Origin of the sequence: Bradyrhizobium acaciae, from assembly GCF_020889785.1 — a bacterium.
Taxonomy (GTDB): domain Bacteria; phylum Pseudomonadota; class Alphaproteobacteria; order Rhizobiales; family Xanthobacteraceae; genus Bradyrhizobium; species Bradyrhizobium acaciae.
The window spans coordinates 25958-46011 of sequence record NZ_JACMYK010000053.1; the positions used below are offsets into that span (position 1 = coordinate 25958).

The 20054-nt window shown below is 64.5% G+C and carries 17 protein-coding genes and 2 pseudogenes; 5 read left to right on the forward strand and 14 right to left on the reverse strand.

The window, feature by feature from the left end; all coding sequences use genetic code 11:
- Positions 1 to 289: 289 nt before the first annotated feature.
- From H8A92_RS20630 to meaB, 3 genes and pseudogenes are all read right to left on the reverse strand, one after another.
- Positions 290 to 1729 (reverse strand): FAD-binding oxidoreductase, encoded by a 1440-nt coding sequence (locus H8A92_RS20630; RefSeq protein WP_229197457.1) that lies wholly within the window; start codon positions 1727 to 1729, stop codon positions 290 to 292.
- Positions 1730 to 1978: 249 nt separating this feature from the next.
- Positions 1979 to 2620: pseudogene (locus H8A92_RS20635) on the reverse strand (pyroglutamyl-peptidase I); the annotation flags it as partial.
- On the reverse strand, positions 2617 to 3609 hold the full coding sequence (gene meaB / locus H8A92_RS20640; protein WP_229197458.1) for a methylmalonyl Co-A mutase-associated GTPase MeaB: 993 nt from the start codon (positions 3607 to 3609) through the stop codon (positions 2617 to 2619). The pseudogene H8A92_RS20635 and the gene meaB, both read right to left, overlap by 4 nt.
- Positions 3610 to 3766: 157 nt before the next feature.
- Here meaB and H8A92_RS20645 point away from each other — a divergent pair, with 157 nt between their 5' ends.
- A complete protein-coding gene (locus tag H8A92_RS20645; protein ID WP_229197459.1) occupies positions 3767 to 4237 on the forward strand; it encodes an SRPBCC family protein in 471 nt (156 codons plus the stop codon).
- 15 nt (positions 4238 to 4252) lie between these two features.
- On the opposite strand, the gene H8A92_RS20650 is transcribed toward H8A92_RS20645, so the two are convergent.
- From H8A92_RS20650 to H8A92_RS20690, 9 genes are all read right to left on the reverse strand, one after another.
- Positions 4253 to 5020 carry an RsiV family protein gene (locus H8A92_RS20650; RefSeq protein ID WP_229197460.1) on the reverse strand — a complete coding sequence of 256 codons (768 nt, stop codon included), beginning with the start codon at positions 5018 to 5020 and terminating at the stop codon, positions 4253 to 4255.
- Positions 5021 to 5093: 73 nt separating this feature from the next.
- On the reverse strand, positions 5094 to 7250 hold the full coding sequence (scpA, locus tag H8A92_RS20655) for a methylmalonyl-CoA mutase (protein WP_229197461.1): 2157 nt from the start codon (positions 7248 to 7250) through the stop codon (positions 5094 to 5096).
- 12 nt (positions 7251 to 7262) lie between these two features.
- Entirely contained in the window at positions 7263 to 7733 is a 471-nt protein-coding gene (locus H8A92_RS20660; protein ID WP_229197462.1) for a GFA family protein, read from the reverse strand.
- Positions 7730 to 9604 (reverse strand): methylmalonyl-CoA mutase family protein, encoded by a 1875-nt coding sequence (locus H8A92_RS20665; protein ID WP_229197463.1) that lies wholly within the window; start codon positions 9602 to 9604, stop codon positions 7730 to 7732. Before H8A92_RS20665 ends, H8A92_RS20660 begins: the two co-directional genes overlap by 4 nt.
- 105 nt (positions 9605 to 9709) lie before the next feature.
- Positions 9710 to 10201, reverse strand: coding sequence for a 2-amino-4-hydroxy-6-hydroxymethyldihydropteridine diphosphokinase (gene folK / locus H8A92_RS20670; protein ID WP_229197464.1), 492 nt, complete (start codon positions 10199 to 10201; stop codon positions 9710 to 9712).
- Positions 10194 to 10574 (reverse strand): dihydroneopterin aldolase, encoded by a 381-nt coding sequence (gene folB / locus H8A92_RS20675; RefSeq protein WP_050403309.1) that lies wholly within the window; start codon positions 10572 to 10574, stop codon positions 10194 to 10196. The genes folK and folB overlap by 8 nt, the downstream gene beginning before the upstream one ends.
- Positions 10571 to 11425, reverse strand: coding sequence for a dihydropteroate synthase (folP, locus tag H8A92_RS20680; protein ID WP_420831345.1), 855 nt, complete (start codon positions 11423 to 11425; stop codon positions 10571 to 10573). The genes folB and folP overlap by 4 nt, the downstream gene beginning before the upstream one ends.
- Positions 11426 to 11526: 101 nt before the next feature.
- Positions 11527 to 11934: a DUF4332 domain-containing protein gene (locus H8A92_RS20685; RefSeq protein ID WP_229197466.1), complete on the reverse strand. Its 408-nt coding sequence runs from the start codon at positions 11932 to 11934 to the stop codon at positions 11527 to 11529.
- 55 nt (positions 11935 to 11989) lie between these two features.
- On the reverse strand, positions 11990 to 12355 hold the full coding sequence (locus H8A92_RS20690) for a hypothetical protein (RefSeq protein WP_016841849.1): 366 nt from the start codon (positions 12353 to 12355) through the stop codon (positions 11990 to 11992).
- 374 nt (positions 12356 to 12729) lie between these two features.
- Here H8A92_RS20690 and H8A92_RS20695 point away from each other — a divergent pair, with 374 nt between their 5' ends.
- The 3 genes from H8A92_RS20695 to H8A92_RS20705 all read left to right on the forward strand — a co-directional run bounded on the left by H8A92_RS20695 (position 12730) and on the right by H8A92_RS20705 (position 16592).
- Positions 12730 to 14349, forward strand: coding sequence for a helicase HerA-like domain-containing protein (locus tag H8A92_RS20695; protein ID WP_229197467.1), 1620 nt, complete (start codon positions 12730 to 12732; stop codon positions 14347 to 14349).
- Positions 14350 to 14443: 94 nt separating this feature from the next.
- A complete protein-coding gene (locus H8A92_RS20700; RefSeq protein ID WP_229197468.1) occupies positions 14444 to 15844 on the forward strand; it encodes a M20/M25/M40 family metallo-hydrolase in 1401 nt (466 codons plus the stop codon).
- A gap of 220 nt (positions 15845 to 16064) precedes the next feature.
- Positions 16065 to 16592 carry an REP-associated tyrosine transposase gene (locus tag H8A92_RS20705; protein ID WP_229197469.1) on the forward strand — a complete coding sequence of 176 codons (528 nt, stop codon included), beginning with the start codon at positions 16065 to 16067 and terminating at the stop codon, positions 16590 to 16592.
- A 152-nt stretch (positions 16593 to 16744) separates the two neighbouring features.
- Here H8A92_RS20705 and H8A92_RS20710 read toward each other — a convergent pair whose 3' ends face one another.
- Both H8A92_RS20710 and H8A92_RS20715 read right to left on the reverse strand, forming a co-directional pair.
- Entirely contained in the window at positions 16745 to 17524 is a 780-nt protein-coding gene (locus H8A92_RS20710) for a class II aldolase/adducin family protein (RefSeq protein ID WP_163157393.1), read from the reverse strand.
- A 169-nt stretch (positions 17525 to 17693) separates the two neighbouring features.
- The gene (locus tag H8A92_RS20715) at positions 17694 to 19343 is read right to left on the reverse strand and encodes a glycosyltransferase family 39 protein (RefSeq protein ID WP_229197470.1); all 1650 of its coding nucleotides are present in this window, start codon (positions 19341 to 19343) and stop codon (positions 17694 to 17696) included.
- Positions 19344 to 19684: 341 nt separating this feature from the next.
- Between H8A92_RS20715 and H8A92_RS20720 the strand changes: the two are divergent.
- Positions 19685 to 20054, forward strand: a pseudogene (locus tag H8A92_RS20720) (hypothetical protein); the annotation flags it as partial.

The following is a 20054-nucleotide window of genomic DNA, read 5'->3' on the forward strand; positions in this document are numbered from 1 at the left end:
GCTTACGTTCGGCCAATTCGATGCTGACGACCCGTGTCGGACGTAGGGGACGGCGGCTCTATCGAGACGACCCCTGTAAAGCCAATGACATCAACCATCCGCATCGTATAACGCAGGGCAGGAACTATCGGTTACGCGCCGGTGTTGAGCATTGGCAGACCTCAAACGATGCCCTGATGCGCCGTCGTAGGGTAGAGCGAAGCGAAACCAATCACCCAAAGATCGAAATGGTCGGGCAACAGCGAGGGGTTCGCCAGAGCTCAGCGGCGGTTTGCTACCTTGTCTGTCGTCAGGCCGCCGGTCGCTGCGCGGATGGCTGGACGTTCTGGTTCAAGCGGAACAGGTTGCCGGGATCGTATTTTGACTTCAGTGCCGTGAGACGCGGGTAGTTCGCGCCGTATGCATTGGACACGCGATCGGTTTCGTCCTCGGGCATGAAGTTGACGTAGACGCCGCCGGTTGCGTACGGCGCGGTTTCGGCAAAAAGCGTCCGCGCCCAGTCGATCGAGCGTTGCTTGTCGCTGGATTGGCGCCAACGCGTATGAACATTCATCGCAAAATTCGCGCTGCGATGAGGGTAAGCCGTTGCGTCGGGCGCCATACGGCTGGCCGCTCCGCCGAGCTGCCCAATGAAGATTTCGCACTCTTCGGTCGGAAGCCGCGCAACCTGACTAACGAGGACATCCAGGAGGCCGTCGCCGAGATCGGCAAAATTGTGCGACTTCCAATAATTGCAGGCCCCCGGGGTCAGCAACGGGTCGAAGGCACGCTGCCAGGCGGTGAAGGGCTGCATGCCGACCACATCCGCAATCGGCGTTCCCAGCCCGCGCAGTGGAGCCAAAGCACGATTTCCGTCGCGCTCATCGCCGACATAACAGACCGCGAAGACGAGAATTTCCTTGCCGTGAATGTCGGCCGGAAGGAAGGGAAGCGGCGGAGCCTTTCTGAGGACCACCCATTGCGTGAGTTCGTCGGGGGCCTTGGCTGCGATCTGGCGATAGCCGGCGAGCAGTTCTCTTGCCCGGGCAAAAGGATGGACAATCAGGCCGGCGAGGACCATGGGTCCGACCGGGTGCAAGCGAAATTCGAACGAGCTCACGACACCGAAATTGCCGCCACCTCCGCGTAGCGCCCAAAACAGGTCGGGGTTCTCGTCTGCGCTCGCCTGCAAGAGCTTGCCGTCAGCCGTTACCACGTCGGCCGAGATGAGGTTATCGACAGCCAGTCCGAACTTGCGGCTGAGCCATCCAAATCCGCCGCCAAGCGTGAGGCCGGCCACGCCGGTCGTCGAATTGATGCCGAGCGGAGTAGCCAGTCCGAAGGCTTGCGCCTCCCCGTCGAAGTCGCCGAGGGTCGCGCCGGGTTCCACGCGCGCGGTCCGGCTGGCGGGATCAATCCGCACGCCGCGCATGAGCGAGAGGTCCAGCAACAGACCTCCTTCGCAAACGGCATTCCCGGCAATGTTGTGGCCACCGGCGCGCACGGCGAGCAAGATGCCGCGCTCGCGCGCAAAAGTGACGGCATGCATGACGTCTGCAGCACCTCTGCAGCGGACCACCATGCTTGGGTGGCGGTCTATCATCGCATTCCAGATCGAGCGGGCTTCATCGTAGCCCGCTTCCTGGGGCAGACAAACAACCCCTCGCAATGTCTGTCGCAAGGTATCGAGAGTGTCATTACCAAGCACAATCGCCCCGCCCTGTAGCGAGGCCAGCCGGATCTCGGTCATGGTATCTCCTCCAATGGCGCGGAGATGAGGTCCGGCAGGCGTCGGCCCGCATCCCTGGACAAAATCAGTCAAAAGTTCCGGACAATTTCAACCGACGATCGTCAAACGATCGCGTCCACGGCCGTCAGCTATGTGTGGCCGTCTGACGGTACCCTTCGGCCTGTCGAAGGCCGGTTTCTGCTCAACGTGAGTCCGCTCAGCGAAGGAAAGGTTCACGGCCAAGGCTTTCTTTGGCAGGCTTTGTGACCGGCGCACGGCCTGCCGGGTCAATTTCACCAACTCCAGCAGCATGGCCTCACCGGCATCGACGAGCGCTTCAAGCGTGATGGATGATTTGCCCGGTGCCGCCGTTCCGTCATGCGCGAGCGGCGGAACGTGGACGAATTGTGCGAGGTGCACCCCCTTGTCGCCGTTAATCGCCTCGATCGCGCGCCAGCTCAGATAGTTGCAGAGATAGCTGCCGGCATCGCGCGATGGGCGTGCATCGATGCCCGTCATCAGCGCGGCCCGCAGCAGCTTTTCGCTGTGCGGCCCGAACGGCTGCGCATCGGCGCCGTCCTCGATCGATGCCTTGCGCGCATGCTGGCGGCCGGCATCGGGAAAGCGCGTCGTCACCGCGTTGCGGGCGCGGCTTTCGATCCGCAGATGCGCGCTGCGGCCGGCGAGGCCGAACATCAACAGCGCTTGCGGGCGATGCTTTGCGATCAGTTCCGGCAATTCGCGGTCGAGGGCAGCATACGTGACGTCGAAGATGTGGCTCGACAGCGTGACGTCGTCGAAGGCGGGGCGGCGCAACGCGGTCAGCCGCTTCACCAACGGCATGGTCGGGTTGAACGGCGCACCCGGAAACGGCCCGAAGCCGGTGAGGAGGATGCGCAGCTTCGCGCTCAATGCAGCAGCTCCGCGATCTGCTCGGCGGCGACCGCGGGCGAGATGCGGCCGCCGGCGACCTCGGCTTCGGTCTTCTTCACTTTGGCGCGGATCGCAGCGTCCGAGCGCAGCCGCGCCATCATCCGGCTCTCCAGCATCGACCACATCCACTTCACCTGCTGCTCCCTGCGGCGGCCTGCGAACTCGCCTGAGGCGGTCATCGCGGTGCGGTGGTCGAGGATCTTCTGCCAGAGCCGGTCGAGCCCGGTGCCGGTCAGTGCGGAATAGGTCTCGACCGGCGGATGCCAGTGCTCGGAGCGCGGGCTGAGGATGTGCAGCGCGCTGCGATAGTCGGCGGCGGCGAGGTTGGCGCGCTTGAGGTTGTCGCCATCGGCCTTGTTGATCGCGATCATGTCGGCGAGCTCGACGAGGCCCTTCTTGATGCCCTGCAGCTCGTCGCCGGCACCCGGCAGCATCAGTGCCAGGAAGAAGTCGGTCATGTCGCAGACCGCGGTCTCGGACTGGCCGATGCCGACGGTCTCGACCAGCACGACGTCGAAGCCGGCGGCCTCGCACAGCAGCATCGCCTCGCGGGTTTTCGCCGCGACGCCGCCGAGCGTGCCCGAAGAGGGCGAGGGGCGGATGAAGGCCTGGTCGGAGACGGCGAGCCGCGCCATCCGCGTCTTGTCACCGAGGATCGAGCCGCCGGTGCGCGCCGAGGAGGGGTCGACCGCCAGCACCGCGACCTTGTGGCCGCGCTCGATCAGGAACATGCCGAGCGCATCGATGGTGGTCGACTTGCCGACGCCGGGCGAGCCGGTGATGCCGACCCGCACCGCCTTGCCGGTATCGGGCAATAGTGCCTGCACCAGCTCGCGCGCGGCGGCCTGGTGATCGCCGCGCCGGCTCTCGACCAGCGTGATCGCCCGTGCCAGCGCGGCGCGGTGACCGGAGCGAAGGTCACGGGCGAGGGCGCGGATGTCGGGAGAGGCGGGCTTCGAGGCGGTCATGGTCCTGCTTTACAACGGCTGCCGGTTGCAGGCGAGGGCGGAGTCCGCGCTCATCCCAGATCAGTCACGAGATCGGAAATCGGGTGGGCGGGCCTGACGCCATACGGTTGATCAGGCACGTGCCGCATCACTGCGGATCAACATTTCGGAGCCTGCCATGACCCGAGCCTATTACAGCACCGTTCTCGACCATCCGCTTGATACCGTGTGGTCGTTGATCCGTGACTTCAACAATTATCCCGCCTACATCGAGGGTGTCAGCGAAAGCGTGATCGAGGACGACAGGCGCGGCGATGAGGTCGGCGCGATCAGGCGCTTCTGTTATCTCGGGCTTTGGGTCAGGCAGCGCCTCGCCGGTCACTCGGACACCCGGCATTCGCTGACCTATGCCAGCATCGAGCCACTGCCGTTTCTGGCGGATACCGGTTCGGACGTGCGGCAGCCGACCCACTACGAGGGCACGATGCATTTGCTGCCGGTCGTCGAGGGCGATCGCACCTTCATCGAATGGTCGGTCAAGCTCGATACCGCGCCCGGCGATGCCGATCGCTGGCACGCTCAGTTCCAGGCCTGGATTCCGGACTGGACCGGCTCTTTGGTCCGGGCGCTGGCGCGTCAGCCAGGCTGAGGTCTGCTGAGGCAGCTATTGCTGCTGATCGTCTTCGTCCGCCTTCGGCCGCGCACCGGCGAAGATCTCTGCGCCTTCCAGCGTCAGATACGGCTTCAGCGTCTCCCACGGCACGAAGATCACGTACTGGCCTTCGGCATAGGGGCCGACGGCGTAGGGCGGATAGTGGAAGGTGAGGCCGGAGCTCTTGCCTGACACGGTCGACGGCGCCAGCGCCACGGCGCCGATCTTGAGCAGGGTCGGCTTCAGTTCCTTGTACCATTCGGCGGTCGCGGTCTCGCCGGCACCGCGCCGCTTCTTCTCGGCGTTGAGCGCGGCAATGACGGCCTTGCGTAGCGCCGTGAGGGTCGGGCCGTTATCCGTCGTCTCGGTGAAGAAGGGGCGGATGCTGATGCGCGTTTTTGCGGCTGAATCCCACAGGATGGTGTTGACGTCGGTGTTCGGATGCGCACCGTGGGTGTCCATGTAATCGTCGCGCTGCACGCTGACATAGCGGCTGTCGACGACGGAGCGCACCGAATATTTGCGCTCGAACGAATAGCCGCCGCGATCCCTGAAGAGATCGGGTTCATCCTTGCGCGCCGCCGCAGCCTCTGCCGCGTTCTTGTCGATCCATTTCTTACCCTCAGTGAGGCAATCGAAGGATAATGCCTGATCGGCCTTGATCCCGGCGTCGACGAAGACGCTAGCTTCGATAGCGCTATTCTTGATGGTGAGGTCGGCTGTTGGCTTGACGCGTACCGTCGTGACAGCTGTGGCCGGCGATGTGGCGAACACGAGCATGAGGCAGAAACAGCGAACGACCGTGAATGCAGTGCAGGACAGGGTAACCCCCAAAAAAGCAGGCGCGGGAGCGTTACTCCGCCGCCGCGCTGTGGCCGAGCCGGGCGTTGAGCTTGTGGATCAGCTCCTCGGCGGCGTCGGAGATCACGGTGCCGGGCGGGAAGATCGCCTCGGCGCCCGCGGCATAGAGCGCGTCGTAATCCTGCGGCGGCACCACGCCGCCGATGATGATCATGATGTCCTCGCGGCCGTGCTTCTTCAGCGCGGCTTTCAGTTCCGGCACCGCGGTGAGATGCGCCGCGGCGAGCGAGGAGACGCCGAGAATGTGGACGTCGTTCTCGACCGCCTGCCGCGCGGCCTCGTCGGCGGTCGCGAACAGCGGCCCGATATCGACGTCGAAGCCGACATCGGCGAACGCGGATGCGATCACCTTCTGGCCGCGGTCATGGCCGTCCTGGCCGATTTTTGCCACCAGGATGCGCGGACGGCGGCCCTCAGCCTCCTCGAACGCGTCGATCAGCGCCTGCACCTTTTCGACCTTGTTGGACATGGCCGCTGCCTCTCGCTTGTAGACGCCGGTGATGGACTTGATCTCGGCGCGGTGGCGGCCGAACACCTTTTCCATGGCGTCCGAAATCTCGCCGACGGTGGCCTTTGCGCGCGCAGCATCAATGGCCAGCGCCAGTAGATTGCCGTTGCCTTCACCGGCCGAGCGGGTCAGCGCAGCCAGCGCCGCATCGACGTCCTTCTGGTTGCGCTCCTTCTTCAGTCGCGCCAGCTTGTCGATCTGCAAGCGCCGCACGGTGGAGTTCTCGACCTTGAGCACGTCGATCGGCTTTTCGTTCTCCGGCTTGAATTTGTTGACGCCGATCACGGCTTGGCGACCGGCATCGATCCGCGCCTGGGTCTTGGCGGACGCTTCCTCGATCCTGAGCTTCGGCACACCGGCCTCGATCGCCTTGGCCATGCCGCCGAGTTCCTCGACCTCCTGGATGTGGCCCCAGGCCTTCTTCGCAAGATCATGGGTCAGCCGCTCGACATAATAGGAGCCGCCCCAGGGATCGATGATACGGTTGGTGCCGCTCTCCTGCTGCAGGAACAATTGGGTGTTGCGGGCGATGCGCGCCGAGAAATCGGTCGGCAGCGCTAAGGCCTCGTCGAGCGCGTTGGTGTGCAGTGACTGGGTGTGGCCTTGGGTGGCCGCCATCGCCTCGATCGTGGTGCGCATCACATTGTTGAACACGTCCTGCGCGGTCAGCGACCAGCCCGAGGTCTGGCAGTGCGTGCGCAGACTGAGCGAGCGTGGGTCCTTCGGATTGAACTGCTTCAGCAGCTTGGCCCACAGCAGCCGCGCGGCGCGCATCTTGGCGACTTCCATGAAGAAGTTCATGCCGATCGCCCAGAAGAAGGAGAGGCGGGGGGCGAAACGATCGACGTCGAGGCCGGCGGCCAAGCCCGCGCGCAGATATTCGACGCCGTCGGCCAGCGTATAGGCGAGTTCGAGGTCCTGCGTCGCGCCGGCTTCCTGCATGTGGTAGCCGGAGATCGAGATCGAATTGTATTTCGGCATCCGCTGCGAGGTGTAGGCGAAGATATCGGAGATGATCCGCATCGAGGGCGCCGGCGGATAGATGTAGGTGTTGCGCACCATGAACTCTTTCAGAATGTCGTTCTGAATGGTGCCCGACAGCTTCTCCGGCGGCACGCCCTGCTCCTCGGCGGCGGCGACGAACAGCGCGAGGATCGGCAGCACCGCGCCGTTCATGGTCATCGACACGCTCATCTGGTCGAGCGGGATGCCGGCGAACAGCGTGCGCATGTCGTAGATGGAATCGATTGCGACGCCGGCCATGCCGACGTCGCCGGAGACGCGCGGATGATCCGAGTCGTAGCCGCGGTGGGTGGCGAGGTCGAACGCGACCGACAGGCCCTTCTGTCCGGCCGCGAGGTTGCGGCGGTAGAACGCGTTGGAGTCCTCTGCCGTCGAGAACCCGGCATATTGCCGGATCGTCCAGGGCTGGTTGACATACATGGTCGGGTAGGGGCCGCGCAGATAGGGCGCGATGCCGGGCCAGGTCTCGAGGAAATCGATGCCTTCGAGGTCGGCCTCGCTGTAGGCCGATTTCACCGGAATGCCTTCGGGCGTCAGCCACGGCTCGGCGCTCGCAGCCGGCATCGCCGTGGCAACGGGCTGGAAGGCGACATCGGCGAAATTGGGAATGCGGGTCATTCCTTGGATTCCTTAGTCATGGTCCGGATGCTGATGGCTGACGATGGTCGCCATCTTGTCCGGTCCGTAATTCTGCATCGTGGTCTGGCTCGGCAGGTTGGCGATGCCGACCACCCAGCCTTGGCGGGACTCGGTTCCGAATTGCTGGGTCGGGATCACCCGATCGGGCCGGTCGAAGGCGCCGGTCATGATCTCGATGCGGGGACCGTCGATCCGGCGGAAGCTGAGCGGCGTGCCGCAGGCGGCGCAGAAGTCGCGCTCGGCGATCGAGGATGATTTGAACGACGCCGGCTTACCCCGGGTCCAGGCGAAATCCTCCTTGTTGATGTCGGCGAAAGAGGCGAACGGCGCACCGGAGGCCTTTTGGCACATCCGGCAGTGACAAATGCTGACGCGGTTCGGCGCCGCCGACACCGCAAAGCGCACGGCGCCGCACTGGCAACCGCCGGTCAGAACGGGTTTCGCTGGTGCCTCTGCCGTCATGCCTGCTCCATCCGCCGATAGGCGTCGCGCAATGTCGCCAGCGCATCACCGCCGGCGAAGACGAACTCACCAATGCCGGCCGCCCGCAGCGCCGCTTCCTGGTCGCCGGGCCGTCCTGCCAGATAGATATGCCTTGCTCCGGCGCCGTGAAGGGCCCTGGCGGCCTCGGCGGCGCTGGCGGCATAGACCTTGTCGGAGGAACAAATGCACGCCATCGCAGCGCCCGAGGCCTTGAAGGCTGCGGCAAGCGCCGCCGCGTCGGCAAAGCCCTCGTTGTCGATGGCCTCGATCCCGCCGGTCTCGAAAAAGCTCTTTGCGAATGTGGCACGGGCGGTGAAATCCGCCGGCGTGCCGAGATTGGCGAGGAAGATTTTCGGTCGCGCGCCACGGGCCTTGAGCGTGGCATCCGACTTGTCGCGCAACGCCTCGAACGGTTCGGCGAGCCGCATCGGCGCGAGGGCGTCGAACCTGACCTTGGTATTGGCGGTCGACATCGGCGCTGACGGCTTCACATCCAGCACCGCGAGGACGTCTTCGTGCAGGTTCGGGAATTCGCTGGCGCCGGTCAGCACGTCGCGGCGTTTGGCGACATTGGTTTCGCGTTGCGCCCGCGTCGCGGCGACTTTCTTTTGTAGCAGCCCCTGCTCGAGGGCAGCGAAGATACCGCCGGCCTTCTCGATCTCCTGGAACAAGGTCCACGCTGCCTCGCAGAGCTGCGAGGTCAACGTCTCGATGCCGCCGGCACCCGCCGCGGGGTCGGAGACCTTGGCGAGGTTGGACTCATCGAGCAGCACGAGTTGGGTGTTGCGCGCCACGCGCCGCGCGAAATCGTCCGGCAGACCGAGCGCCAGCGTGTGCGGCAGCACGGTGATCGCATTGGCGCCGCCGAGCCCGGCCGCAAAGGTTGCGATCGTCGCGCGCAGCATGTTCACGTTGGGGTCGCGCTGGGTCAGCATCCGCCAGGCGGTCTGCGCGTTGACGAAGATCGGCTTCGGGGTGAGGCCGCAGGCTTGCTCGACCCGCGCCCACAAGCGCCGCAACGCGCGGAATTTCGCCATCGTCAGGAACTGGTCGGCATCGGCGCTGAGCCGGAACGAGACGCCTGTGCGTGCCGCATCGAGATCGAGACCCGATGCTTCCAGCATGCGCAGATAAGCGAGGCCGAGCGCGAGCGTGAAGGCGAGTTCCTGCACCTCGGAGCCGCCGGCGTCATGCACTGGCCGGCCATCGGCCAGCACGAACGGCCCCTTGAAGCCGCGCTTGATGAGGCCGTTGACCACCTGGCCGAACGGCTTTTCGTAGTTGGGCCAGGCGATGGCCGCAGGGCCGCGCACGGCCATGGTGCTGAGCGCCTGGTAATTGAAATGCAGGTCGAGCTTGGCCGGATCGAGCTTGCGGGCCTCGACCATGTCGGCAAACGTCTCGCCGGCGTTCTCGCGGCCGATCACCGGGTTGAGCGCGATCATGATGCCGGCATCGAGATGGATGCCGCCACAGGCCCGCGCCAGCGTCTTCTTGCTGGCGTCGGCGAGGCCGAAGCCGCGCGTGCCCGGACCACCGGCGAACTCGAATTCGAGGCCGGTCGCGCCGTTCTCGAGATCTTGCAGCGCCTGCGCATTGGCGGCTGCGGCATCAGGATGGTCGACCCGCTGCAGGATGTGCCAGGGAGTCGCGGCGGCTCGGCCGGGAAGCGGGCTTGCGTTGGTGGCGCGGCGGTAGATCGGATCGATCTTGAGACCATCATAGGTCTTGCCGACGAGCTTCTCGAACGGGGCGCCCTTCAGCACGCCGTCGACCAGCTTGCGCCAGTCGTCATAGGTCGCTGCTGCAAAATCCGAAGCCAGAGGCAAATCGTCTGTCGAGGTCGTCATCCGCCCAAATCGTCCTTCACCGGCCCCGCGAGGGGCCCCTTGATTTGGTCGGAAATTGCCACGGGCGGGCGGCCAAGCCAAACTTTTGTTTGCGGTCGCTCGGCTTTAATCGAGGTCCGCAAGGCGGAAAATACCGTCGGTCGTGAGCCCTGCCAGCGCATCGGCGACGCGGCGCCCGGCGATGATGCGGTCGGGAACGATCTCGGCCAGCGGCACCAGCACGAAGGCGCGCTCGAACAAACGCGGGTGCGGCAGCGTCAGTTCCGGCTTGTTGAGTGTGATGTTGTCATAGGCGATCAGATCGAGGTCGAGGGTGCGTGGGCCCCAGCGCTGCTCGTTCTTGCGGTCGCGGCCGAATTTGGTTTCGATCTTGTGCAGGGTGAACAGCAGCGCATGCGGATCGAGGCTGGTGTCGATCTCGATGCAGGCATTGATGAAGCTGTCCTGCTGCTGCCCGCCCCAGGGCGGCGTCGAATAATCCGACGAGCGCGCCACGAGCGCCGCCTGCGTCATACCGCAGATATTGGCGATCGCCTTGCGAAACGTGGTGCGGACGTCGCCGACATTGCCGCCGAGTGCGATCAGGACGTCAGCCATGTGGAAGCGGATGCCGCGAGCGGGTCAGCACCACGCCGACATCGTCGAAGATCGCGGCGATCGGGGCATGCGGCTTGTGCACGGTGACCTTGACCGCCCTGACGCGCGGGAAGGAGGCCAGGATGTCCTCCGCCACCGCGCCGGCGGCGCGTTCCAGCAGCTTGTAATTGGTGTTCTTGAAAGCCGAGGTCGCGGTCGCCACCACGTTGGAATAGGACACGGTGTCGGAGAGGCGGTCGGTGCGCGAGGATTCCGAAAGGTCGGTATAGAGCTCGAGGTCGATGACGAAGCGCTGACCGACTTCGGTCTCATGTTCCATCACGCCATGGCGGGCATGGATGACGATCCCGGTGATGAAGATCGTGTCGGTCATTGCTGTCCCTCGATTGCTGCGGCCAGCCGCAGCGCCTGAACGGTTTCCGCGACGTCATGCGCGCGGATGATGCGGGCGCCGTTCTGCGCGGCGATCAGGTGCGCCGCGATCGAGCCGCCGATCCGCTGCTGCGGCTCCGACGGCACGACCGTGCTGATGAAGCGCTTGCGCGAGGCGCCGACCAGCACCGGCAGGCGAAACGCGTCGAGCTCTGACAGTCGCGCCAGCGTCATCATGCTCTGCTCCTGGGTCTTGCCGAAGCCGATGCCGGGATCGAGCACGATCTTGTCGGGCGAAATGCCGGCGCTCGCCGCGATCGCGAGCGAGCGTTCAAAGAAGCCGGCGATGTCCTGCATGATGTCGATCGCGGGATCGGCACTCTCGCGATTGTGCATGATGATCACGGGCACGCCGCGCGCGGCGACGACGGCCGCCATGCCGGCATCGCGCTGCAGGCCCCAGACGTCGTTGGCGATCGCCGCGCCCTGGTCGAGCGCCCAGGCCACGACCTCTGATTTCATGCTGTCGATCGAGACCGGCACGCCGAGGGCGATCACCTCGGCGAGCACCGGCTTCAGCCGCGCCATTTCCGCCTCGGCTGTGACCGGCTGTGAACCGTAGGGACGGGTCGATTCCGCGCCGATGTCGATGATGTCGGCGCCGTCGGCGATCAGCTTGCGGGCCTGGGCCAGCGCCGGTTCGGGTGCGATGAACCGGCCGCCGTCGGAGAACGAGTCCGGCGTCACGTTCAGGATACCCATCACCGCCGGATAAGGCCTCGACAGCAGCGCCGGCAGCACCGCTGATACGGCCGGGCCGGTCGCCGCCGATGCTATGGGCCTGGTTGCCATCATGCGGTGGCTTTGCGCTGACCGCAGCGGCAAGTCAAGGTGTGGCGATGATGGCGGGTGCCGGCGGCCGCTCGTGCGGTTAAGACTGGCTAATAGGTGAGCTAATAGGTGATTTTGGGAGGCAGCTTGCGTGCCTCTTCAATCAGCAGCTCGACTGATTTCTCCGACGGCATCACGCGGACGAGCTTACGCCGCACATTGGCGTCCTTCATGCTCTGCGCCAGCCGCGACGGGTTGCGGTGGGCGAGTTCGCGCACGGTGGTGACGCCGGCGGCGCGGACCAGGCCGACCTTTGCCTTGCCCATGCCGGGAATCCGCATGTAGTCGGAGATGTTGGCCCATTCGAGCAGTTGCTGTTCACTGATCCCGGTCTTGGCGGCGAGCGCCTTTCGTCCCTTGACGGTGCGGGCGGCTTCAAGCAGCGAGTCGGTCGTGCGGATACCCTGCGATTTCAGTTTGGTGGCACAATAGGCGGACAGGCCTTCGATCTCGGAGAGGGGGTATGTCATGATACTCGTATGCAGGTAGAAGGGAGCGCACGTGCAGGAGCGTGGGGAGTGTGCTTCAGGCAAACTGGCTGAGGCCCGGCGTCCCCGAGATGATCTCGCCCATTTGATCCGCTCCGATTTTGTCGCGGCCGAACCTGAAAAGTTCACGCGCAACGTTCTGAATTTCACTCATGCTCAATCCGAGTGCCATCAGCCGGGTGCCGACAGCCATCAGGCCGCCGCCCATCAACCGCGATAGACCACCGCTGTTGTTGGAGGCGGCGATTGCCGCTTCGGCGCCGGGGATTTGGTCGATCAGAGCCTGGACTTTGTCGGAAGGTCCCTCGTTTCGGAGGAAACCCAGAACGATGCCGATGGTTTTTTCAGCGACAGCGCCATCGATGCCGGCCTTCGCGGCCAGCTGTCCAACCAATTCGTCCATCTTGCCCCGCCTCAACCGGACTTTGCCGGATCGTTCTTCTGGATTTATCTTGAGCGCCTGTGTCACGAAATACAAGCGATCCGCGCATTTCAGTTCGTATTCTTTTTCGATCGCGCTGGGACTGTGGCCTCGCTGCAAGAGTGAGCGGCGGATTCACACCATCTTGTCGCAATGCGCAATGCCTTTCGTCACTTTGCCGGGAATAAAATATGAGGAACTGCTGGCGCGACATTATACGTCGGCATCCGCTGACGGTTTCAATCGACCGGCAAGATGCAATATGATGGCGTAGGTTCGTGCGTCGAGCCGGGTTCGATGTATCGAACCGGGTTCAATGATTGAAGCGATCCAAATTTGCGCGAAGAGGCGAAGCGATGGCGACCTCCGACAACAAGTTGGCCGATACGGACGAGAAGATTTTTATCGGCAAGGGCGAGCAGGCGGCTTGGCTGACGCTGGCGCTGGCCAACCGGCATGGGCTCGTCACCGGCGCAACCGGAACCGGCAAGACCGTCTCGCTGCAAGTCATGGCCGAAGGATTTGCGCGCGCCGGCGTTCCGGTGTTCGCAGCCGATATCAAGGGCGATCTGTCCGGTATCTCCGAAGTCGGCGAGGCCAAGGATTTTATTGTGAAGCGCGCCCAGGAAATGGGCCTGACCTTCCAGCCGGACCAGTTCTCGACCGTGTTCTGGGACGTGTTCGGCGAGCAGGGGCATCCGGTGCGCGCCACCATCACCGAGATGGGACCGCTGCTGCTCGCGCGGATGCTCGATCTGAACGACGTGCAGGAGGGCGTGCTCAATGTCGCCTTCCGGGTCGCCGATGAAAATGGCCTCGCGCTGATCGACATGAAGGATCTGCGCGCCCTGCTGGATGCGATCGCCCCCGACGGCGGCAAGAAGGGCGCCGATGAGGGGGAAGATCCGCTGGCGTCGATCCGTAAGGCCGCCCAGAGCTACGGCAACGTGTCCAAGGCGACGGTCGGAACGATTCAGCGTCAGCTGCTGGTGCTCGAGAACCAGGGCGGCGCGAAATTTTTCGGCGAGCCGGCGTTGACGCTGAAGGATTTCATGCGGACCGACCGCGACGGGCGCGGCATGGTTAACATCCTCGTCGCCGACAAGCTGATGCTGAGCCCGCGGCTTTACGCCACGTTCCTGCTCTGGATGCTGTCGGAACTATTCGAGGAATTGCCGGAGGCCGGCGACCTGCCGAAGCCGAAGCTGGTGTTCTTCTTCGACGAGGCGCATCTGTTGTTCAACGACGCGCCGAAGGCGCTGATGGACAAGATCGAGCAGGTGGTGCGGCTGATCCGCTCCAAGGGCGTCGGCGTCTATTTCGTCACGCAGAATCCGATCGACGTGCCGGACAAGGTGCTGGCACAGCTCGGCAACCGGGTGCAGCACGCGCTGCGCGCCTTCACGCCGCGCGACCAGAAGGCGGTCGCCGCGGCCGCGCAGACGTTCCGGCCCAATCCGAAGCTCGACACCGCGCGGGTGATCATGGAGCTTGCCAAGGGCGAGGCACTGGTGTCGTTCCTCGAAGGCGGCGGCACGCCGTCGATGGTCGAGCGCGTCATGGTGCGGCCGCCGTCGGCGCGGATCGGGCCGATCACGCCGGAGGAACGCAAGGCGATCATGGATGCGAGCCCGGTGAAGGGCAAATACGACACCGCGATCGACGCTGAGTCCGCCTACGAGATTATCCAGAAGCGTCTCGCCGGCAGCGCCGCGTCGGCGGAAGGCTCAGGCAGCGAGGGGGGCGGCATCCTCGGCGAGATCGGCGCCATCGCTGCCGCGATCTTCGGCACCAATGTCAAGCGCGGCCGGCTCTCGACCGGGCAGGTGATCGCACGGAACGTCACGCGCTCGGTGACCGACAAGGTGGTCGGCGGCGTGGTCGCGGATCTCGGCAAATCGGTCGGCGGTTCGGTTGGCGGTTCGATCGGTCGCGCGCTGGTGCGCGGCGCGCTTGGCGGGATCTTGCGCAGGTAGCGTCGCGACAGTCCCATGGAATGGGCAACCGGCTTTGCCTCGGGCGGTCGGCGCGCTACAACTTGGCGCAATGTCCAACCAATGGGATATAAGCATGTCCAACGCCAAGCTGCAGCCCGTCCTCGACCGCATCGATGCCGATTTCGACAACAGCCTGGAGCGGCTGTTCACGCTCTTGCGCATCAAATCGATCTCGGCCGATCCGGCCTTTGCCAATGACTGCAAGGCGGCTGCCGATCATCTTGCCAGGGATATCGCAACCCTCGGCTTCAAGACCGAGGTGCGGCCGACCGCGGGCCATCCGGCCGTGGTGGGCAAATTGAACGGCTCGACCGACGGGCGACCGCATGTGCTGTTCTACGGGCACTACGACGTGCAGCCGGTCGATCCCTTGAATCTCTGGCACCGTCCGCCGTTCGAGCCTGTGGTGACCGACCATGCCGACGGGCGCAAGATCATCGTCGCGCGCGGCGCCGAGGACGACAAGGGTCAGTTGATGACCTTCGTCGAGGCCTGCCGCGCCTGGAAGACGGTGACGGGATCGCTGCCGGTCGACATCACCATCATCATCGAAGGCGAGGAAGAGATCGGCTCGAAGAATTTCGTGCCGTTCCTCGAGGCCAACAAGGCCGAGCTCAAGGCCGACTTCGCACTGGTCTGCGATACCGGCATGTGGGATCCGAACACGCCGGCGATCACGACCTCGCTGCGTGGCCTGGTCTATGACGAGGTCAAGATCAAGGCCGCCAATCGCGACCTGCACTCCGGCGTGTTCGGCGGCGGCGCGCAGAACCCGATCCGCGTGCTGACGCGGATCCTCGGCGGCCTGCATGACGAGAACGGCCACATCACCATCCCCGGTTTCTATGACGGTGTGAAGGATCTGCCGCCGGACATTCTGGCGCAGTGGAAGCAGCTCAATCTGACGCCGGAAAGCTTCCTCAAGCCGATCGGCCTTTCGGTGCCGGCCGGCGAAAAGGATCGGCTCCTGATCGAGCAGGTCTCCTCGCGCCCGACCTGCGACATCAACGGCATCATCGGCGGCTATACCGGCGAGGGTTCGAAGACGGTGATTGCGGCCGAGGCGTCGGCGAAGGTCTCGTTCCGCCTGGTCGAGGGACAGAATCCCGAGAAGATCCGAGACGCGTTCCGCGACTATGTGAAGGCGCGCCTGCCGGCGGATTGCAAGGCCGAGTTCACCGATCATTCCAGCGCGCCGGCGATCGCGCTCGACTGGAACATGAAGCCGCTCGCGGCCGCCCGCCGCGCGCTGACCGACGAGTGGGGCAAGGAGGCGCTTCTGGTCGGCTCCGGCGCCTCGATCCCGATCGTCGCCGACTTCAAACGCACCCTCGGCCTCGACAGCGTGCTGGTCGGCTTCGGGCTCGACGACGACAACATCCATTCGCCGAACGAGAAGTACGATCTCAAGAGCTACCACAAGGGCATCCGCTCCTGGGCGCGGATCCTGGCGGCGTTCGCCGAGGCCAAGTAGGGCGACGGCGCTTACTTGAGGTGTAGGATGGGTAGAGCGCAGCGAAACCCATCACTTCGCAAGTATCGCCAATGATGATGACCTATCGCGGGCGGCCATGATGCCGCTCCATGATGGGTTTCGCTACGCTCTACCTATCCTACGGACTTCCCGCAGTTTGATCGAAGTGTAGGATGGGTAGAGCGTAGCGATACCCATCGCTTTTTCCAGGCGATTAGTCATGGTCACCTATCGTCGCAATTTCATCGCTGGGGGCAGCTTCTTCTTCACCGTCAATTTGGAGGACCGGCGGCTGCGATTGCTGACCGAGCATATCGATCACTTGCGTGCGGCCTTCCGAGTGACACGCGAACGGCATCCATTTACGACGGAGGTCCTGCCAGATCACCTCCATGTTGTCTGGAGCTTGCCGGAAGGTGATGCCGACTATGCGACACGTTGGAGGCAAATCAAATCGGCGTTTTCAAGAAGCCTTCCGGCCGGTGAGGTTATTTCGGATAGCCGGGTTGCCAAGGCGGAGCGTGGTATCTGGCAGCGGCGGTACTGGGAACACACGATCCGGGACGAGGACGATTTCTCTCGCCACATCGATTACGTCCACATCAATCCTTTCAAGCATGGTCTTGTGGCGCGCGTGAAGGATTGGCCGTACTCGTCGTTCCATCGCATGGTCGAGTTGGGCGTGTATCCGGACGATTGGGCTGGCGACGGAGCGAAACTGGACGGGACGTTTGGCGAGCGGTCTTGATGCCGATCCATGATGGGTTTCGCTGCGCTCTACCTATCCTACGGAGCTCCGGCAGCCCCGCACGTAAAAACGCCGCCCGGAATTGGGCGGCGTTTTGATTCTGAACGTGCAGAGGGTGTTGGCGGATAGCCTACCCGAAGATTGTGAAATTTTCAATCACGGTAGCCGGGATTGACCCGGTCGAGCTTGCGCAGCAGCGGCGGCCAGACCAGCTGGGTCGAGCGCAGCTCGGCGCGGTCCGGGTTGGAAAGCAGCTCGGTGTTCTTGTCGATCGCCTGCTGCTCGACCGGATAGGCGATCGGTCCGAGCGCACGGGTCGCCACCTGCATCGAGCAGGCGCGCTCCAGATGGTACATCCGCTCGAAGGCGGAGGCGACCGAGCGGCCGACCGTCAGCGTGCCGTGATTGCGCAACAGCATGTGGTTCTTGGTCCCGAGATCGCGTTGCAGGCGCGGGCGCTCGTCATGATCGAGCGCGATGCCCTCATAGTCGTGATAGGCGAGGTCGTGGGTGACGAGCTGCGCGGTCTGGTTCAGCGGCAGCAGCCCGTCCGGGCCGCTCGACACCGCGGTGCCATCGACCGTGTGCAGATGGAGCACGCAGCCGGCATCCTCGCGCACCTCGTGGATCGCCGAGTGGATGGTGAAGCCGGCCGGGTTGATGCTGTAGTCGCTCTGCGAAAGCTGGTTGCCGTCGAGGTCGACCTTGACCAGGCTCGACGCGGTGATCTCGTCGAACATCAGTCCGTAGGGGTTGATCAGGAAGTGATGCTCGGGCCCCGGCACGCGGGCCGAGATATGGGTGTCGACCAGATCGTCCCAGCCATAGAGCGCGACCAGCCGGTAGCAGGCCGCGAGGTTGATCCGCTGCTCCCACTCCGCCGCACTCATGTTCGACGGCACTTCCTTCAGGCGCGCTTCCGCTGGCGACATGGCCGATTGCTCCGTTGACGGCTGTTTCCTGCGCCGAACCTAGCGTCGGCGCCGGATCGCGGCAAGGCAGCGTAACGGCGTGACAGTCATGTCAGCATGCGACGGCTGGCCCACGAACCGGAAGGTCATGCTCCGGAAGTGGGCAGGCGCGCAACAGACGTGCTTTGGGCTACGGCGCCGGGATCGCCAGCAGGCTCGAGATGCTGCGGCCACGGATGTCGTAGACGCGGGCGAACACGACGTCGTCGCGCTTGATCTCGACCATGACAGGCGCGGCCAGGCCCTTGCAGTAGAACTCGCCGAGCGTCATCGCGAAGTCGGCCGCATTGCTGTCCCAGCCGATCGTGAAGTCGGGCCCGAGCGCGACCTGTGCGGGGCGCTGCGGTCCGCAAACCGCGACCTTCCACTTGCGGTGCTGCGGCGGCACTTCCTGCCGTTCCGCCAGCTGCTCGCGCAGCCCGTCGGATGCCTGCTTCAGCGCCAGGCCCCAATAGTCCAGCATGAAGAAATTGTCGGCGGTCCGCACCGTGCCTGCGATGTGGTTGAAATGCGTATACTGATACGGATGCAGCCGGATCATTTCGCTGAGCGGGAGCAGCAGGCCGAATGCGAACACGGCGAGCGCCGCAGGCTGCCAGGCGCGGCGATTGTCGCCGAGCCAGTCCATGCCGCGGGCGAATGCGACGCCGCCGAGCACCGCCATCGGCGGGATCACGAAGATGAAGTGGCGGATGCCGTTGTAGAGCGCCGGCCGCTTCACCATCGCGATCACCAGCGGCAGCGTCGCCGCCAGCGTCAGCATCAGCATGATCGACTTGCGCTTGGCGGTCACATCCTTGCGCGACAGCGACATCAAGGTGGCGACGACGGCTGCAGTCAGCAGCACCAGCAGCACTTCGGGAAGCTGCAAGGCGAACAGCGTCGGCAAATAGGACCACGGCATGTCCGGGACCGACACCAGCGCGCCGTCGAACATCTCCTTCCACGGCTTCTCGAAGAAGTGCGAGAAATAGGTCACCGCTTCCAGCGGATGGCCGGGCTCCATGATCGACCACGGCCAGATCAGGCCCATCACGAGATAGCCGAGAGCGAGCCCCGGCAGCAGCACATAGACGACATGGGCAAAGCGGTGTGTCGCCTCGCGCGCACCCTGCTTGCGGTACTCCTCGATCCACAGCGGGATGAAGCCGACCACTGCGTAGATCAATGCGAGCCCGCCCAGCACGCGACAGCCGATCGACAGGCCGGCCCCTAAGCCCACGATCAGGATCGTGCGCGGCGAGGGCGCCGGATATTCCTCGACCAGGCGGACGAGGCCCATGATCAGGACCACCATCGCGACGGCGAACGGTGCATCCTTCGGATTCATGAACATGTGGCCGTAGAAGGTCGGGCACAGCGCCAGCAGCAGCAGCGCCGCCAGTCCCGCCAGCGGGCCTCCGACGCGGCGCGCCAGGCGCCAGGTTACGGCAAGACCGATCACGCCGACGACCGCGCCGAGCAGGCGGCGCGTCTCGAACAGTTCCAGAGGAATGATCTTGTGCAGCAGGGCCGCAGCCATATCGAAGCCGCCGCCGTACATATAGAGGTTGGCGAACGACAGCGCGCCGGTGTCCTTGAACCCGGACCCGTACATGCGCAGCAGGAGGTCGGCGTATTCAGCGTGGGTGTAGTCGTCCCAGCCCAGACCGTAATCGCGGAAAGTGAGGCCGGCGACCACGGCCACCACGCCGAGGACGAGGAAAGCGAGATCGTCGCAGGTCTTCTCCACCGAGCGCCGCGCAGGCGCCTCGAGGGCAGACGTCGTAATCGATGACATAGCTAGTGATACCGGCGTGCCTGTGGCCCAGTTTGGCGCTTTAGGGCCTCATTCCCCGGCATCCATAGCGCAGTTCCGTTTCTGAGTAATTGGGAATTGTGGCGTAATTTCCCAGATGCGCTGCAATAAATTGGCAGCAATTCGTAGCCAGTAAATCTACGGGAGCAGGGCGCCGGCGCAGCCGGTATTCGCCCGGGACCGAGCGCGTCCCGCTCGGTTAAGCGGGATTTTAGGGAACTCCGTCTACAATTGGCGGTTGGCGGTGTGGGCAATATGACGGTATCGTGGCGTTCGAGGCCCGCGCCGATTTTCGGTCGGGTCTCCCGGGGGTTAGTTCGATGATGGTTGGTCTGTTGGTCGTCGGCGCGGGCCTGGTTGTGGCGGGCTTGGCGGCGGTCGGCTTGGGTATCCCCTACAAGGAATTCAGCGTCGGAAGCACGTTGATCGCAACCGGCGTGACCAGCGCATGCACCGGCGCCATCGTGCTGGCGCTTGCCGCAGTCGTTCGGGAACTCCAGGTCATCGCCGCGCGGCTCGAGCCCGCTGGCGCGGGCACCCGGTCGGAGTTTCCCCCGCTGCCCGCAACTTCCCCGCGCAATGGCTCCGACGAGACGGCTTTCCCGCCGCCGCGTGAGCCCAAGGTCGCTGCTCCCCCTGCGGCCCCGGCATCTGCACCCGCGGCGCCGCCGCCCTGGCACGACGAAATCGCCG

Excerpts from the sequence above, each read along its gene's own strand:
- H8A92_RS20715 (WP_229197470.1), bottom strand. The coding sequence starts at position 19,343 with ATGTCATCGATTACGACGTCTGCCCTCGAGGCGCCTGCGCGGCGCTCG.
- H8A92_RS20630 (WP_229197457.1), bottom strand. The coding sequence starts at position 1,729 with ATGACCGAGATCCGGCTGGCCTCGCTACAGGGCGGGGCGATTGTGCTT.
- H8A92_RS20665 (WP_229197463.1), bottom strand. The coding sequence starts at position 9,604 with ATGACGACCTCGACAGACGATTTGCCTCTGGCTTCGGATTTTGCAGCA.
- H8A92_RS20705 (WP_229197469.1), top strand. The coding sequence starts at position 16,065 with ATGGTCACCTATCGTCGCAATTTCATCGCTGGGGGCAGCTTCTTCTTC.
- H8A92_RS20700 (WP_229197468.1), top strand. The coding sequence starts at position 14,444 with ATGTCCAACGCCAAGCTGCAGCCCGTCCTCGACCGCATCGATGCCGAT.
- folB (WP_050403309.1), bottom strand. The coding sequence starts at position 10,574 with ATGACCGACACGATCTTCATCACCGGGATCGTCATCCATGCCCGCCAT.
- scpA (WP_229197461.1), bottom strand. The coding sequence starts at position 7,250 with ATGACCCGCATTCCCAATTTCGCCGATGTCGCCTTCCAGCCCGTTGCC.
- H8A92_RS20660 (WP_229197462.1), bottom strand. The coding sequence starts at position 7,733 with ATGACGGCAGAGGCACCAGCGAAACCCGTTCTGACCGGCGGTTGCCAG.
- H8A92_RS20695 (WP_229197467.1), top strand. The coding sequence starts at position 12,730 with ATGGCGACCTCCGACAACAAGTTGGCCGATACGGACGAGAAGATTTTT.
- meaB (WP_229197458.1), bottom strand. The coding sequence starts at position 3,609 with ATGACCGCCTCGAAGCCCGCCTCTCCCGACATCCGCGCCCTCGCCCGT.
- H8A92_RS20690 (WP_016841849.1), bottom strand. The coding sequence starts at position 12,355 with ATGGACGAATTGGTTGGACAGCTGGCCGCGAAGGCCGGCATCGATGGC.
- folK (WP_229197464.1), bottom strand. The coding sequence starts at position 10,201 with ATGGCTGACGTCCTGATCGCACTCGGCGGCAATGTCGGCGACGTCCGC.
- H8A92_RS20685 (WP_229197466.1), bottom strand. The coding sequence starts at position 11,934 with ATGACATACCCCCTCTCCGAGATCGAAGGCCTGTCCGCCTATTGTGCC.
- H8A92_RS20650 (WP_229197460.1), bottom strand. The coding sequence starts at position 5,020 with ATGCTCGTGTTCGCCACATCGCCGGCCACAGCTGTCACGACGGTACGC.
- H8A92_RS20710 (WP_163157393.1), bottom strand. The coding sequence starts at position 17,524 with ATGTCGCCAGCGGAAGCGCGCCTGAAGGAAGTGCCGTCGAACATGAGT.
- folP (WP_420831345.1), bottom strand. The coding sequence starts at position 11,425 with ATGGCAACCAGGCCCATAGCATCGGCGGCGACCGGCCCGGCCGTATCA.
- H8A92_RS20645 (WP_229197459.1), top strand. The coding sequence starts at position 3,767 with ATGACCCGAGCCTATTACAGCACCGTTCTCGACCATCCGCTTGATACC.